The organism is Bacillus cereus group sp. MYBK5-2, assembly GCF_051915685.1.
Lineage (GTDB): Bacteria > Bacillota > Bacilli > Bacillales > Bacillaceae_G > Bacillus_A > Bacillus_A cereus.
The window spans coordinates 281,030-296,550 of the sequence record NZ_JBQAFE010000006.1; the positions used below are offsets into that span (position 1 = coordinate 281,030).

Below are 15,521 nucleotides of genomic sequence, written 5' to 3' on the forward strand. Positions count from 1 at the left end.
AAATCCGGAACAAGCTTAACCTCATTTTAATATTCTACCTATAGAAATAATAAACCTGAGGTTTTATAAAATGATAAATGATAAAGGTTAAGGTGACATAAAATGGATACTATTGTTTTCATTGAAACAAATAAATCCGGATCAAGTAGGGAAGCCATCAAAGCAGCTGAAAAACTTAATTTCTTTACTGTTTTATTAACTAAAAAAACAAAATTTATTAATGAACGCACTATATTCCCTGATGTACATCAGATGATTTTAACTGATATAAATGACTATGATAATATAATTACAACAATTGGAAAATTAAATAAATCAGGAAAAAACATAAAAGGGATTTTTAGTTTTATTGACCCTTATGTTTATGTGGCTGCACGTTTATCAGAAAAATTTTGCTCAAATATTGTATCTACTAAAGCTATCCATCATATGGAAAACAAAATATTAACTCGTAATGTACTTAAAGATTTACCAATCTCACTCAACTATTCAATTTACAAACCAACAGAATCATTATCATCTTTTTTACAAAATAATAATAAGATAAATTTCCCTCTTATTGTGAAATCCCCTAAATCAACAGGATCAAAAGATGTATTATTAGTAAAAAATAAAGAGCAATTAATTTTATCTATACAAAGTCTTTTAAAAAAACTACCTAATGAAGAGATTTTACTTGAAGAATATATAGATGGACCTCAGTACTTAGTTGAAATTTTAGTTCAAGATGGAAAAGTCCATATTATAGCAGTAATTGAACAAGAAATTACATTTTTTGAACGCTTTATTGTTACTGGTTATTCTTTACTAGGAAGGGTAGAAAAAAGACTATATAATAGTCTTTTCAATGCAATTAATTCTGTTATTCAGGCTTTTAATATGAAAAATGGAGCGTGTCATCTAGAACTCCGGAGAATAGATAATGTTTGGAAATTAATTGAGATAAATCCCAGAATATCAGGCGGAGCAATGAATGACATAATTGAAATTGGACATGGAATTAACTTAGTGCGAGAGACTATTCGGTTAATGTTAGGAAATAAACCTTCACTAATAAAAAAACATTATAAATATGTGTACGCTCATTACCTAACAGTTAAATCTACAGGAAAACTAATTCGAGTTACAGGAAAAAACCGTAGTTCTAAATATCCTGGTGTAGAGAAAGTTTTTATAAAGCCTAAAAAAGGAACTACCTTAAAACCACCTACATCAATGGGACATCGATGTGGATACGTTTTAGCAGCAGCCGATTTTAAAGCAGAAGCTAAAAAAATAGCTTTAGAAGCAGCTAAAGAAATTTCATTTGAAATCCAAGAAGAATAAGAACAACTTATATACACCAACAGATAAAAATATAATAAAAATTATATTTCATATAATTCTAATTATCATAATCTATCATTATTCATAATAAAATTTTAATTTATTTACTAAATAGATAACTCCAAAATGATTTCTTACAAAATATTATTACGTTCATTGTTTTCCTTCAGATATTCTTTAATCTGTTGTATTTGCTCCGGATCACGTATCGATCGAACAAAATTCATTATTCATTACCTCCCTTTTCTTCTGTCTCGTAAACTTCTAATCCAAGTGCAAAACAAGCTTATAAAACGCTTTAGACTTCCGACGTCGATAAGTACGCTCTGACATCCCTATTTCGTTATAAACCATGTAATCACATACGTCCTCTACTTCTATCTAAATACCGTTTATAAATAATATCTCTTTGAATGCTTTCTGCACGTCTGTTCCCTAATCGATTTAAAAACTGATCACTACGTAATGACATTTTCTCAAGCCACTCTTCTCGTTTACTCTGTTGAATATTTGCTATAGCAACATCTTCTAACGGCTTACCAACTGTATGTGTAGGACCGTGCTCACGTATTCCATAAGAAGGAGTGACTTTCATTTCTTTACGCATCATCCCAAATTGTCTATGTATACGTACACTTTCCAACACACCTTCTAATTCCTCTTGTGTCGCTGTTCTATCAATTTTTGGTAAGAAAGATAATTGTTTAGTCATGTAAGACCACTCCTTTTTATTTTTAGATTACTTTTGTCTTAATGCTCCACGTCTACGCTCGTAACAAGGTCTATGCATCCCCATTAAATCTTCAATGTCACGAGTACTTAATTTCTCTTTTCGTTTTTTCTTAGTTTTTTTCGCTTGATTCGATTGCTTTTTCCATTCACGTAGCTGATCCTTTAACACTTTCATTTCCCCATCTTCCTTTTCAAAATAAAAAGGACACCTATTCCTAAAACAGCTTTAATTGCTGCTTTAATGAATTGGTGTCCTCTAGTTTTCTAGCCGGACTGAATTGATTTTATGATACTTGACTACATGAAAAGATTCATCCATGCTTTATCTAATCTGTCTTTCTCATATTTTTGTATAGCCTTTGCGCGACGAGAAATTGCTTTTTTTAATTTCTTCTTCTTTAAATTAGTCAATCCTCTCACTCCTTCGTATGAAACAGATTACTGTCCATTTTAGGGCGTTTTCATTAATTTAATACCCTATTACATTCAAAAAACTGCTCAAATGTGAATTATACTTATAATTTCAAAAGGATTATTTTGTTTGAATTTTCATAAAACACTTTTTAAATTCCTAAATATTGGAAATAGCTATATAATAAGAATGATTAGATGTTAGGAGTACTATAAATGCCTGATATAATTAAAAGCTGTATTGTAATAGTCGTTGCCTTATTTTTAATGTTTTCCATAATATCAGAGTTTAAAAAACTCAAAAAGGTATATTTTGGTTCTCGATTGACGTAATGTTTCTCCTTGTAGCTTTTTTACTAATAAAAGACTATATCATCAAACATATAACGTAATTACTTTAATAAAACTCAATATTCCTTCAATACTATAGACAACCCAATTTTTCAAACCACATTCCATGAACCGAGCAGTTAGCTTTTGCTAGCTGCTTTTTTGTTGATCATTCTTTTAAGAGGAACCATTTATATGCATAATAACTCAAATTAAATCCATACTATACTTAGGTTAGGTCTTAAAATCTAAAAACCTTATTCCAAACTTAGACCTAATTGATCGCTCCTCTCCCTTCTCTGGGGCTAAGTAGCTAGCTTTTGCTAGCTGCTTTTTTTATTAAACGGATAAAATTCGATATTCTAACAATACTACTCACAATACAACTTGCTTCTTACCCAAGTTGTATCTACTTGAGCAGTTAACTTTTGTTAGCTGCTCTTTATTTGTACAAGGTACTCAATTGACTGGTGCACATATAATATCCTGAGTTCCTTTCTTTATAAAATAGTCGTTATAAAATGAGACTCGTCACGAGAGCACTTTACTAAGTGCTCTTTTTATATTCCAACTTAATACAAAATGAAAGTTTGATTAAGCTTATTTTTACTACCGCATAACATGTTTAATTCTGCTTATAATATAGTTGTAACTTAAAGTTACATATCATTTACTTGTAGGGCCTAATTTTCTTTTGTACAACAAGCAGTTAGCTAATTAAGCTGGCTGCTTTGTTGTGTAAAAGAAAGACTTTGTTTTAACTTTACACATATCTAAAAAACATACATATAGTATCTTGGGTATCCTTTTTCAATATTAATTTTGGTCAGAGAGCACTTTTAAAAGTGCTCTTTTAATATATTGCAATGTATCACGTTTTACATACCATAAACAGTTTCTCTAGTCCAGTTACCTTGAATTTCTTGCACACCTTGTGGGAATAACCTCTTTTAAATAGCGGGTTATTTTATTATGTTTCCTAACTTACAGTAATGTCCTTAAAAAACGTTCATATATATTTATCAGATGCACTTTGAAATCCCAGAGTTTCAAATAATTTCAAAAGTCGACTGACCAACAATATTAGACTTATCTTTAAAAACTTATTAAAAATAACTCAGATACAAAAAGGCTACGTTTTATATAAGATAAAAAATTATCTTACGCAAAGGAGCTTGATTATTTGTGAATTACCAAAATGATAACAACTCTAACATTCACAAACCTTGTTCTTGTCCATCTCCCACGGCTAACAGTTTAAATGTTGTTCAAACTACCCCATCCATAGTTTCTGTAAACTCTGCGATTCCACTAGATACCGTGGTAAATTCTAATGGTACGGCAATCTCATTCACACCACCAACAACTGTTTTACTTGAAGGTGGAAGAACTTATTTGGCAATCTATGAAGTGCAAGTTATTATTCAACCAGGAGGTAATTCGGCAGGTATAACTATGTATCTGAATAATAATCCAATCATTGGCTCAGGTACTTCTCTAGGATATACTGCAGGATTCACTTCTGTATCAGCACCCGCAATTTTCACTACACCTCCAGGTATAACAAGTACTCTTACTGTTAATGTAGGACCATATTCTAATACATTAAATACGTTGGGCTTAACTCTTGCTGTTGTAGCATTAACATAGTAAAATCTAATACTTTCTAAAATAAATTTCTTTGTCCTTTAACTGCAATTTGGGGTTAGCCTCTAAGAGCTCACTATAACTACATATAGAAAAAGAAAATTACCTGGATCAATAGTACTAGGTGACTCGGCTGACACAATTGCTGAGTCACCTATTTTTCTATAAAAAATAACGCTTTTATTTATTTTTTAAAATACAATCACATGTACTATTGCAACTATTTATCAAACGCTTTTAATTTTATTTTCATGAATACAGCAAAAAAGAGGCCCTATGGCTCTTTTTTATTCCTTAATAACAATCTAAATATGGTAAAATATATCCATCGCTCATATGTCCAACTATGCAATTTTCAAAGTAGCAAAATTACAACTAGACTTATACAACATGATTCAAAACAAAATGAAGGAGTGTTTTAAGTGAAAGGACATATTCGAAAAAGAGGAAATAAGTACTTAGTGTTTTTCTGGTTATAAGACAAAAAAAGAAGCCGAAAAAAATGTGGCGAAAAAGATTACGAAGTTAAATAAAGGGACTTTTGTGGAGCCGTCTAAGCTTACTTTAAAAGACTATCTCGTTCAGTGGCTAGAAATTAAAAGGATGAGTTTAGAAAAGAATACCTACGTTTCTTATAGTAGCAACATAACCCACCTTGTTTTACCGAACATGCAGAAAGAAGTAGTAAAAAATTTTGGTAAAAGTAGCTTTGAATAGCTAATGTTTGCATTTTATAAAAAAAGCTAAATAAATCTTGTATGAACAAGGTTTATACATCCTAACACATGTTATCATGATACATATGTTAAGTAAATTCAGAATAACGAGGCAAATATTATGGACTTTGTTTATATTAATCAAAACGTATTAAATAATCTTCTATACATTTTATGTAGTATATTTGTTTTTTATTTCATATATGATAGCCGGCACTATTTAAAGAAATATAAAATACTACTGATCACCCTTTGTTCTAGTATCCCGCTTATTTTATGTATGCGATACCCTATCTATATGGATGAAAGTTGTATTCATGATTTAAGACAAATTCCGGTCATAATAGGTACGCTTTATGGTGGATTCCCTGTCGGTATCATATTGTTTGCAATTTTATTAATTACGAGATTTTTATTTTATGGCTTTAACATGCTGACAGTTGTTGTTTACGGAATAATGTTCATCGTTACAGCACTCGCATCTTCAAAATTTAATACATATAATAGAAAACTTAAAGTAGCTTTTTCCATGTTTTTAACCTTTTTCCTAGCAATATTTACAACTTTAATTGTATTAACTTTATCAGATTTTGAAGTAAATAATTTGTATATTATTTATTTCATGGTATTACCGACTACTTTAATGTTATTTATTGTTTATATAAATGAAGTTATAAAAGATGCTGTATTAATGCGCTCTAAATTAATTAAAATGGAAAAAATGGAGATTGTTAGCCAACTCGCTGCAAGTATATCGCACGAAGTAAGGAATCCCTTAACGGTTGTAAAAGGATTTACACAGCTTTTAAAAACACAAAATTTAACTCCTGAATCAAGAGACGAATATATTAAACATATACTTGAAGAGTTAAATCGTGCCCAAGAAATTATCGATGATTACTTAACGTTTGCCAAACCTGCTCCAGAAAAATTAGATCAAATTTCAGTAAAACAAGAGTTAAATCGAGTTATTAATATGATATTGCCATTGTGTAATATGAATACGATACATATTACACAGGATTTTTCTGAGGCAACCATTGTTGGTAATAAACAGCACTTTCAACAATGTTTTTTAAACTTAATAAAAAACAGTATTGAAGCAATGCCTAATGGTGGTACCTTAAATATTTCCTCATCTATCAATAATAGTAAAGTTGAAATACGAATTGAAGATAGCGGAGTTGGAATGTCACAGGAGCAAATACATCGATTCGGTGAACCGTATTTTAGTACAAAAACAAAAGGAACTGGTTTAGGTACAATGGTTGCTGTTAAGATTATTGAGACGATGCATGGAAGTTTAAAAATCCGAAGTATCGTTAGTAAAGGAACGACTTTAACGATTACGTTCCCGAAATATAGTAAGAATACGCATTAAGACAAATAAAAAAGGAGCATAGTTGCTCCTTTTTTATTTGTTTCGATACATAAGTATCTTCAATGTTTTTTTAGTTTACATTTGTGAAGACTAATTAAAAATTAGTATCCTCCGCCCCAGCAGCTGCATCCTACAATTATTAATAGAATGAATAACACAACTAGTAAAGCGAAACCTCCACCAAAACCACAAGAACCACCGTAACTCATATTTTCTCCTCCTTTTGGCTTGAAAACTAATAGGTAGTTGATCATTTTAACTGGTTCGTATTATACATTATGTATATATCCCTTTTTTGAGCATGTCTACATAAAAATAAGTAAAAGCACTCGTTTAAAGAGTGCTTTAAAATGGATACCAAAAGTTTTGAAATACGTTTAATTTTAAATATACCGCAACAATAAATATGAAAATACCGGCAAATAAAGCAATGAAATCTTCACGTTCCGCCTTACTTGTATAAAACCATGTACGTTTATCCTTCTTTCCAAATCCTCTTAAATCCATTGCATTTGAAACCGTATCTATTCTTTCTAGAGAATGAATGATTAGTGGCCAGAAAATTAAAACACGGTTCTTCATACGAACCCATAAACTTGCTTCTCCTTTTTCAAAAGCCACTCCTCTCGCTTCTTGCGCGTGTTTAATAATTTTATACTCAGACTGGATGTCGGGAATATAACGTAGTGCAATATTTATTGCATATGTAATCTTATAATGAATACCAAGTTTACTTAAGCTACTTACAAATTCGCTTGGATCTGTCGTGTAAATAAAAAGAAGTGTAAATGGTAATAACGTAAAATACTTTAATGAAAGTGTAGCTGCATAAAATAATGTTTCATATGTAATCGTTGCATATCCAACATGTAAAAACGCGGTATATGATTCAGTTAATTCAGATCCATGAGTTGGTGTAATAAATAAAATCATGACAGAGTTTAATAAACTAAATGTAAATATGACACTAAAAACAATTAAAATTTTACGAAATGGAATTTTAGCAATGCTGAGTCCGATACACCCAATAATAAATAATATTAGCAACACCCGAAAATCAAAAAACAAAAAAGTAAGCGTCATACAAAAAATAAATAAAAACAATTTCACTACCCCATCCATACGATGAAAATATGTACTATGCACCTTCCTCCCTCCTATTACTGTCTAAATAAAGCTCCATAAATTTTTCTGGACATGCAATCCCACTAAATTTAACAAGCTTGGTTAAAGAACTCTCTCTTAAGTTGGCTCTTTGTAACGTTTCTTGATCGCCTAATACATCAAACACTGTATTATCCGCAATAATTTTCCCTTCATGTAGAACTACTGCACGGTCTGTATATTCTAGCGCGAGATTCATATCGTGAGTGATAAAAACAAATGAAATTCCCTTTTTAGCTAGGTTTTTAATAAACGACATAAATTGTTTATAATGATAATAATCTTGTCCCGCTGTCGGTTCATCTAATATGATAAGCTTAGGATTTGTTGTTAATACAGATGCGATTGTTAGTCTCTTTTTTTGCCCATAGCTTAGTGCTTGAATTGGCCAATTACGAAATGGATATAAACCACAAATTTTTAAAATACCTTCTACTTTATTCTTAATTTCTTCCTTAGAAAAATTATGTAATGTTAATGTAAATGAAACTTCTTCAAAAACAGTAGACTGTGTAATCATATGATTTGGATTTTGCATCACGTAAGATATGATTTCCCCACGTTTACGAATAGACCAAGAACTAATATCTTCACCTTTTAACGAAATTTTCCCATTTTTCATTTTGTTTATACCTATAAGACTATGAGCTAATGTTGATTTCCCTGCTCCATTATGTCCTAACAGTGCCACAATTTCTCCTTCATATATTAAAAGGTTTACATTTTCTAATACTTTTTGTTTATTAGGGTATGAAAATGACAAATTCTCCACTTTAAGTAATTCCTTGTTTTTAGCATTCCTTTCTAATATGACTTGTTTCTCCATCCACTCTTTTATAACGTTGCTTACCTTTTCTTTTTGAAGGTTTTCCATTGGATATATTACGTCATTATTACGATCAAAATGTAATCTCTTTAATGCTTCGATGTAAATAGGCTCTCTTAAGCCAATACGTGGTAATATATTTGACGCTAAGATTTCTTTTGGTGTTCCCATCGCAATGACTTTACCTTCATCAATTAATATAACTTTGTCTAAATCCAGTTTTAAAATTTCTTCTATCCTATGTTCGATAATAACAATCGTTTTATTATACTGCTCATGTATATCTTTCATAAGTTCTATCGTATGTATGGCGCTTAGTGGATCTAAGTTCGCTAATGGTTCATCGAACAATAATATATCCGCATTTGTTGTTAATAAACCAGCAAGAGAAACTGTTTGCTTTTGACCTCCTGATAATTCATGCGGACTTTGTTTATGAAACGTATGCATCTTCACCTTTCTTAATGAGTCCGAAACAATCTTTTTCATGTTATCTTGCTTTACACATTCATTTTCTAAATAAAAAGCTACATCTTCTTCTACTGTCAGACCAATAAATTGAGCATCTTGATCTTGTAAAATTGTTCCTACCTGTTTACTTTGTTCAAAAATACTTCCTTCCCTTGGGTCTTTACCGGCAATTAAAACGTTACCTGTACTATTCCCTTCGTAAGAAAATGGGATTAGCCCATTTATACAATGAGCTAATGTCGACTTTCCTGAGCCACTTCGTCCAGCAATTAGCACTTTTTCCCCAGGGTATATATGAAAGGTAATATCACTTAAAGTAGGCTGCACAGCATGCCCATATTGAAAGGTGAATTGTTCAAACGAAATAATTGGTTGCATGTTAACATCCCTACTTTTCAATTTTTAAATGTGTATGTTTCTTATTGGATTTCGCCAAACCAATTGTAAGTGGCAATCCAAGTACTAAGAAAACGATGACATCGGAAATTGTTGCTCCTAATACTTGTATAACAATTTTGTCAAATGGTTCTCCCATCACAATAATATCGAATGCCCCAGCAAATATAATAGCAATGACAATACCAACTAGCCCAGTAATTGCTAAATAAGAAATATCCCCCTTGTTAAATGACCCGTTTTTCACACTAAAACCAACTCTTTTTTGAATAAGCCCCATTGAAAAACCAATAATACCTGAACTAATAACCCAGCCCCACCAAATACCCCAGCCAGCAATCGTATCTGTTACGGTATGACCGATAAGTCCGATTAACAGTCCTGCCACTGGACCAAATAATGCTCCAAAAACAGTTAATATAGCTAATGCTGGTTTAATAAATGTATTCGGTGCAATAGAAAATCCCCAAAGTCCTAATATCCCGTATAATGCTGCTCCAATACCGATTGCTACTACTAACTTTGTTGATAATTTGTTCATGACAATTCCCCTCTCATATTAGTCAACTTTTATTACTCTATATTTAATTTAAAAATGAATTATGCATCGACACTCCCTTTCTATACAACAAAAAAATGACCTCTTACATAAGAGGTCATTTTCTTTCACGTTCAAGAATCCTCTTATCTTTCAAAAAACACATCGTGTCCTCTGCGGAATTAGCACCTTCCTATAAAATTGCATAGGGGTTGCTGAGGTTTCTTAGGGCCGTTCCCTCCACCTCTCTGGATAAGTATTAATTTGTAATTCGTATTATGGCACTAAAGAATGTAAATTTCAACACTTTTCTTACTATTTTTATTTTTTATTAAATAGCGCATTTAAATCATTGTATTCTTATCGGAATTGTGAAATAATGAATTCAAAATCGTTTCGGGAGGAATGCATTATGAAAGTTATTGGTTTGATTGGAGGATTAAGTTGGGAATCTACATCATTATACTATAAACATATTAATACACTTACACTCTCTCAATACGATCAAAATGCGAAGCTAATTTTATATAGTATGGACTTTGGTGAAGTAACTACTTTATTACAAAACTATCAATATGAAGAAGTGAAAAATGAACTAGTTACAGTTGCAAAGAAAGTTGAAAAATCTGGGGCTGAATGTTTATTAATGTGTTCAAATACTGTACATCTATTTGCCGAGGAGGTAGAACAAGCAATATCTATCCCGCTTCTTCACATTGGTGATGTAAGTGCTAAAGAAATGGTAGAACAGAATATAAAACGTATCGGACTATTAGGAACAAAACAAACGATGGAGCAAGATTTCTATAAATCACGATTAGCGAAATATAACATTGAGACAATTATCCCAAATGACGAGGAAAGAACCTTTATCCACCATGTCATATTAGATGAATTAAGTAGAGGGATCATTTCAGAAACATCTAAAAAAAGGTTATTACAAATTACAAAATCATTAATTCAAAACGGCGCTGAAGGTATATTATTAGGCTGCACTGAAATACCTTTACTCATCTCCCAAAATGATCTTACTGTTCCCGTTTTTGATACTGCTTTTTTACATGCATATACTGCTGTACAATTTGCTGGATAAGAATACACAAGCATAAAGGTGAGAACCTCTATGCTTGTATACAGTTACGACTATTTATCCCGCTATTTGCAGGCAGTAAAGCCCCACCAATTAAAGTTTTACTTTATTTAAAAGAGATTCAATAACTGCAATGGCTTCTTTTGAACCACCACATTCTAAAAAGCTATCATTAAGTTTTCTTATACCATGTTTATACTTTTCATTTGAAAGTACATCTGTTACGGCCTCTTTTAAAGTGTACACATTAACATGTTCTTTCAATAGTCTATGTGCTGCTTCCAGTTCAGTTAATCTTTGCGCTATCATAGGCTGATCTTTATCATGCGGTATTATTACAAATGGGACATTATAATGAATGGCATCGTGTACGCTATTCATACCGCCATGTGTAATAAAAACATCTGCTTCATTTAATATTTCTGATTGAGGTACGTATGGAGCAATTATAAAATTATCTGGCGTTTGCTTTATTTTTGAAATATCATTTCTATCACCAATTGCCATTACAACTATCCCATCAAAATCTGAAAAAGTATCAATACAAGTATTAAAGAATGGTTCGAGTCCTTCAAGCAGTGTTCCCATTGAAATGTAAATAACTTTCTTTTCTTTAAGTAATTCCAGTGGAAATTTTATATTTGTTTTACGCTTTGAAATACTCGGTCCAATAAAAATGTTATTTTCTCCGAACGATTCGCTATTAGGTTGGAAATAACGACTTGTGTATACGAGACAAACATCACCTTTATTATTCATAAATTGAAGATTATTCTTTGGTTTTACTCCAAATTTATGTTCCATCTGATTTAGTAATTTTTCAGAGATTTCCTCTGGTTGGAATGGCATATCTGCATTTGGATGAAAAGGTAATGTCTTCAAAAATTCTGGCGGAATTAAAAATATAGGCGAGGACACTACACCTGGAACTTGTAAATACTCCTTTACTAACTCTCCTGCGCCAAATATATCATACATTACGAAATCAAAATTTATACTTTCACATAATTGTTTCGTAATTTCTAATATATATAAAGAAGTTTGAACATGCATATGAAAGAAAGCATTTAACCCAGATGAGGTTTCAGCATCAATAGAAATCTCTTTTAATAGATCCGGATGAGTATGTACAGTAGCTCCTAAATCTTCAATTCTATCCTTAAAGTTTGCCGTTGTAATATAATGTACGTTATCCCCTCGTTCAGTAAAGGCTTTTACTAAATTTAATGTAGGGTTTACATGTCCCTCTGCTGGAAAATTAACCACTAAAATATTTAGCACTTATTCCTCACTCCTTACATTTCATTGTTTTAATTAAGCATACTGTTATTTGTACAAGTAATCTTCCCTTAATAGTCCTAATATGCTTGCTACATTATATTGATAAATAATTTTCAGTCATCAACATAAAAAAAGCATCTACCTATGTAGATGCCTAACCGTGATAAGGAGTGTTCTGTGAGGTTAGAACAAGCGTTTTTGCTTGTCCTATGCTATCAATATATGATTTATTTTATAAAATGTGAATCGTTAATAGAATTATTTTATCCATTTTATATGATCAAATGGATAAAATACCATTTCTACTTTACCTATTATATTTGATTCATCAATAAGTCCAAGTGTATTCCTACTATCTTTACTATGATTACGATTATCACCTAACACAAATAATTTATGCGTAGGAACTTTTATTTCTCTAAAATTTGAAAAACGATTGGATACTTGTGACATATCTAAATGTATATACGACTCATCACGCTTTTTACCGTTAATAAATACCTCATCCTCTTTTAGTTGTATGTTATCCCCCGATAATCCAATAATTCGTTTCACATAGTAAGTAGGCTCGTCTTCTTTTTTTATAATGACAACATCTCCATGATGAAAAGACGATAAACAGACGTTTACCTTATTAACAAGTATATAATCTTTTTCATTCAAAGTAGGTTGCATCGAAATTCCTTCTACCATACAAAATAAAAAGGACTTATTAATAAAAATAACCCCTATTATAATGAATATGTAGCTACATATGTTCCTCCAATATTTTAGAATAAACAGCTTCATATATACCTCATTTCTAATCTATTCCCAGATAAAAACGCCTCTAGTTTACAGGAATGCTAGAGACGTTTCGTACATTTTAATTCTCTTTAGAGACATCTGTTTTTGGCGCTTCACCAGTTAATCGCTTATTTTTCAAATCAAAATAAACATCTAAAACTTCTTTTCCAATATCGGAGTTAATGCCCGATTTATCATTTTCAACCCACGGTACTACAACAGAAAATGCTACTTCTGGATCATCATATGGCGCATATCCAGCTAATGTTAAGTTATAACATTCTCTACGATCGCCTTTCGCATTTCGCCCAATTTCATTTTCTCCACCATATACAGTTTGTGCGGTCCCTGTTTTACCAGCTGGTTTATATGGTGCTTTTTGGAACGCTCTTACTCCCGTTCCATCTCCTTCTTGAAATACTTTTCTAAATCCTTCTTTTACTTGATTAATATATTCTTGTTTCATATCGATTCTATTTAAAACAACGGGTTCTATTGATTGTACTACTTTACCAACCTCATCTTTTTGAACGGTTTGTTCTCTAATCTCTTGAACAATTTGTGGCTTCATTCGATACCCCCCATTTGCGATAGTAGAAATATATTGTGCAAGCTGAAGTGGTGTATACGTATCATATTGTCCAATAGAATAATCTAATAAGAAACCAGGCTGATTATCTTTTCTTCCAATTTGCCCTGCAGTTTCATTTGGTAAATCAATACCAGTTTGTACACCTAGTCCAAATTGCCTGAAATAATACCTCATTTTATCAAAATATTCTTGTTTAATATCTAGTGAACTATTTTTCACATAACCCACGCCAGCAATTTTTAATGCTATATTAAACATATAAACGTTTGAAGAAACTTGTAACGCTCTTAGATCGTCTATATCACCAAAATTTTTCCAAGACTTCTTTTCCTTAGTTCCTTTAAATTTCATAGGTGCATCATAAAAATGTGTTCCAGGAGTTATTGCATTTGTTTCAAACCCTGTTAACACTGTCGCACCTTTAACCGTTGATCCAAGCTCATATGAACTTGTCAGCGTGCCTAAAGCATAATCTTCAACTTCCATTTTCCCGTCTTTTTCTACAAGCCTTTTCCCAGCCATCGATAATACTTGGCCATTTTTCGGATTCATCATTACTACGAAAGCACGGTCTAACATTGATTCTGATCCTTTATATTGTTTTAATATTTTTTCTATGCTCTCCTCTACTTTTTTTTGCAATTCCATATCTATTGTTAAAGTTAAATTTTTACCGCTTTTCCCTTCCGAAACCGTTTCCGTTCTAATAGTATTTCCTTGTTTATCAGCAATGCTTCTTACTTCTTTTTTTGTACCATGAAGTACATCTTCGTATTGCTGTTCGATATAACTTTTGCCGACTCTATCATTTCGGCTATAATCACGCACTAAATAATAATCTAATCGTTCACGTGGCAATCCTTCATCAGCATTTGAAACGTTACCAAGGACAGAACGGAATAATCCATCATTTACATAGATTCTCTCCCAATCAACTGATGCGTCTACCCCTGGAAGGTTCGCTAAATTTTCACTAATCACCGCATATTCCTGTTCACTAACGTCCTTTTTAATAATTTGAGGTGCCATTTGAAAACCTGAGGTCATTTTACTTTTAATAGCTAACACTTCTATATCTTTAGCCGTTAGTTCTTGAAGATTTTTTTCTGTAACGCGCTTCCTTTTTAAATCTTCTATTTTTTTGTCTAGCTCTTTTCCGGTAATATCTTTATCTCGGAACTTATCTATTTCTTTTTTTGATACTAAGTCTTGAGTAAGTTCTGGATTTAATTGCATCCAAAAGTCTTTCTTATCAGTCTCAGTTAACTTATCTATATCTTCTTGTGGCATTTCAATAATATCTGCAAGTTGTCTTGCTGATTTTAATATTTCTTCTTGTTTTACACCTTTCACCTTTGTATATGTAATCGTACGTAAAGACTTATTATCAACTACTGGATTTCCTTCACGATCAAATATTTTCCCACGTGGTACAGAAAGGCCCACGGTTGCATTTTCTCTCTTCTCTACTTCATTTTTATATGTTTCTCCATCAAAAATTTGCACTTTCCCTAACTGAATAATAATGCCAGAAAATAATAAAAATACACAAAGGAATAAAATATTTAACCGGAGAGGTACTACTCTACCACTTTTCTTCTCTTGCTTTTTCACCTTGTCATAATCTCCTCCTTACAATATTTCAAATAATAATCACATTTCTATATTAAAAGTAATGTACAATTTCTATACATTGCTTTGTACAAATATCAATATAATGTTTAAAACTTAATAGAAATTAAAACAAAGGTAAAGAAAAGGTAAAGTTTACTAAATTAAATATAAAAAATACCCAATAACAAAAAGCTTAGTTTTCACTAATCGCTTTGTTATT

13 protein-coding genes, 3 pseudogenes and 1 riboswitch are annotated in these 15,521 nt (G+C 31.6%); of the genes and pseudogenes, 5 read left to right on the plus strand and 11 right to left on the minus strand.

Annotated elements, in window-relative coordinates; all coding sequences use genetic code 11:
• Window positions 1-102: 102 nt before the first annotated feature.
• Window positions 103-1,326, plus strand: a complete 1,224-nt coding sequence (locus tag ACTFP3_RS21190) for an ATP-grasp domain-containing protein (protein WP_086388173.1) — start codon at window positions 103-105, stop codon at window positions 1,324-1,326.
• 137 nt (window positions 1,327-1,463) lie between these two features.
• Here ACTFP3_RS21190 and ACTFP3_RS21195 read toward each other — a convergent pair.
• The 4 genes and pseudogenes from ACTFP3_RS21195 to ACTFP3_RS21210 all read right to left on the minus strand — a co-directional run.
• Window positions 1,464-1,553: pseudogene (locus ACTFP3_RS21195) on the minus strand (site-specific integrase); the annotation flags it as partial.
• Window positions 1,553-2,038: pseudogene (locus ACTFP3_RS21200) on the minus strand (ArpU family phage packaging/lysis transcriptional regulator). The pseudogenes ACTFP3_RS21200 and ACTFP3_RS21195, both read right to left, overlap by 1 nt.
• Before the next feature lie 27 nt (window positions 2,039-2,065).
• Window positions 2,066-2,233 (minus strand): hypothetical protein, encoded by a 168-nt coding sequence (locus tag ACTFP3_RS21205; protein ID WP_086388172.1) that lies wholly within the window; start codon window positions 2,231-2,233, stop codon window positions 2,066-2,068.
• 122 nt (window positions 2,234-2,355) lie between these two features.
• Window positions 2,356-2,469 carry a DUF3983 domain-containing protein gene (locus tag ACTFP3_RS21210; RefSeq protein ID WP_140159149.1) on the minus strand — a complete coding sequence of 38 codons (114 nt, stop codon included), beginning with the start codon at window positions 2,467-2,469 and terminating at the stop codon, window positions 2,356-2,358.
• 1,515 nt (window positions 2,470-3,984) lie between these two features.
• On the opposite strand from ACTFP3_RS21210, the gene ACTFP3_RS21215 reads away from it, so the two are divergent.
• From ACTFP3_RS21215 to ACTFP3_RS21225, 3 genes and pseudogenes are all read left to right on the plus strand, one after another.
• Window positions 3,985-4,449: a hypothetical protein gene (locus ACTFP3_RS21215; RefSeq protein WP_001109242.1), complete on the plus strand. Its 465-nt coding sequence runs from the start codon at window positions 3,985-3,987 to the stop codon at window positions 4,447-4,449.
• Window positions 4,450-4,868: 419 nt separating this feature from the next.
• A pseudogene (locus ACTFP3_RS21220) lies at window positions 4,869-5,118 on the plus strand (site-specific integrase); the annotation flags it as partial.
• Between the two features lie 165 nt (window positions 5,119-5,283).
• A complete protein-coding gene (locus ACTFP3_RS21225) occupies window positions 5,284-6,543 on the plus strand; it encodes a LytS/YhcK type 5TM receptor domain-containing protein (RefSeq protein ID WP_033667149.1) in 1,260 nt (419 codons plus the stop codon).
• A gap of 101 nt (window positions 6,544-6,644) precedes the next feature.
• Here ACTFP3_RS21225 and ACTFP3_RS21230 read toward each other — a convergent pair whose 3' ends face one another.
• From ACTFP3_RS21230 to ACTFP3_RS21245, 4 genes are all read right to left on the minus strand, one after another.
• Window positions 6,645-6,752: a YjcZ family sporulation protein gene (locus ACTFP3_RS21230; RefSeq protein WP_000120182.1), complete on the minus strand. Its 108-nt coding sequence runs from the start codon at window positions 6,750-6,752 to the stop codon at window positions 6,645-6,647.
• Window positions 6,753-6,888: 136 nt separating this feature from the next.
• Complete coding sequence (locus ACTFP3_RS21235; RefSeq protein WP_326303533.1) at window positions 6,889-7,689, minus strand: energy-coupling factor transporter transmembrane component T; 801 nt, start codon at window positions 7,687-7,689, stop codon at window positions 6,889-6,891.
• Complete coding sequence (locus ACTFP3_RS21240) at window positions 7,682-9,382, minus strand: ABC transporter ATP-binding protein (protein ID WP_153595236.1); 1,701 nt, start codon at window positions 9,380-9,382, stop codon at window positions 7,682-7,684. Before ACTFP3_RS21240 ends, ACTFP3_RS21235 begins: the two co-directional genes overlap by 8 nt.
• A gap of 10 nt (window positions 9,383-9,392) precedes the next feature.
• On the minus strand, window positions 9,393-9,941 hold the full coding sequence (locus tag ACTFP3_RS21245) for an ECF-type riboflavin transporter substrate-binding protein (protein ID WP_001038210.1): 549 nt from the start codon (window positions 9,939-9,941) through the stop codon (window positions 9,393-9,395).
• Window positions 9,942-10,081: 140 nt separating this feature from the next.
• Window positions 10,082-10,197: riboswitch (SAM riboswitch) on the minus strand.
• Window positions 10,198-10,350: 153 nt separating this feature from the next.
• On the opposite strand from ACTFP3_RS21245, the gene ACTFP3_RS21250 reads away from it, so the two are divergent.
• A complete protein-coding gene (locus ACTFP3_RS21250; protein WP_166695990.1) occupies window positions 10,351-11,031 on the plus strand; it encodes an aspartate/glutamate racemase family protein in 681 nt (226 codons plus the stop codon).
• Between the two features lie 90 nt (window positions 11,032-11,121).
• Here the strand turns inward: ACTFP3_RS21250 and ACTFP3_RS21255 are convergent, their stop codons facing one another.
• From ACTFP3_RS21255 to ACTFP3_RS21265, 3 genes are all read right to left on the minus strand, one after another.
• Window positions 11,122-12,309, minus strand: a complete 1,188-nt coding sequence (locus ACTFP3_RS21255) for a macrolide family glycosyltransferase (protein ID WP_440011153.1) — start codon at window positions 12,307-12,309, stop codon at window positions 11,122-11,124.
• 258 nt (window positions 12,310-12,567) lie between these two features.
• Window positions 12,568-13,098, minus strand: coding sequence for a signal peptidase I (lepB, locus tag ACTFP3_RS21260; RefSeq protein WP_041183985.1), 531 nt, complete (start codon window positions 13,096-13,098; stop codon window positions 12,568-12,570).
• Between the two features lie 76 nt (window positions 13,099-13,174).
• Window positions 13,175-15,301 carry a peptidoglycan D,D-transpeptidase FtsI family protein gene (locus ACTFP3_RS21265; RefSeq protein WP_440011154.1) on the minus strand — a complete coding sequence of 709 codons (2,127 nt, stop codon included), beginning with the start codon at window positions 15,299-15,301 and terminating at the stop codon, window positions 13,175-13,177.
• Window positions 15,302-15,521 lie beyond the last annotated feature (220 nt).

What these genes read in the sequence shown, in the direction of transcription:
- ACTFP3_RS21190 (WP_086388173.1), top strand. Translation starts at nt 103, where the DNA reads ATGGATACTATTGTTTTCATTGAAACAAATAAATCCGGATCAAGTAGG.
- ACTFP3_RS21205 (WP_086388172.1), bottom strand. Translation starts at nt 2,233, where the DNA reads ATGAAAGTGTTAAAGGATCAGCTACGTGAATGGAAAAAGCAATCGAAT.
- ACTFP3_RS21225 (WP_033667149.1), top strand. Translation starts at nt 5,284, where the DNA reads ATGGACTTTGTTTATATTAATCAAAACGTATTAAATAATCTTCTATAC.
- ACTFP3_RS21230 (WP_000120182.1), bottom strand. Translation starts at nt 6,752, where the DNA reads ATGAGTTACGGTGGTTCTTGTGGTTTTGGTGGAGGTTTCGCTTTACTA.
- ACTFP3_RS21240 (WP_153595236.1), bottom strand. Translation starts at nt 9,382, where the DNA reads ATGCAACCAATTATTTCGTTTGAACAATTCACCTTTCAATATGGGCAT.
- ACTFP3_RS21245 (WP_001038210.1), bottom strand. Translation starts at nt 9,941, where the DNA reads ATGAACAAATTATCAACAAAGTTAGTAGTAGCAATCGGTATTGGAGCA.
- ACTFP3_RS21250 (WP_166695990.1), top strand. Translation starts at nt 10,351, where the DNA reads ATGAAAGTTATTGGTTTGATTGGAGGATTAAGTTGGGAATCTACATCA.
- lepB (WP_041183985.1), bottom strand. Translation starts at nt 13,098, where the DNA reads ATGAAGCTGTTTATTCTAAAATATTGGAGGAACATATGTAGCTACATA.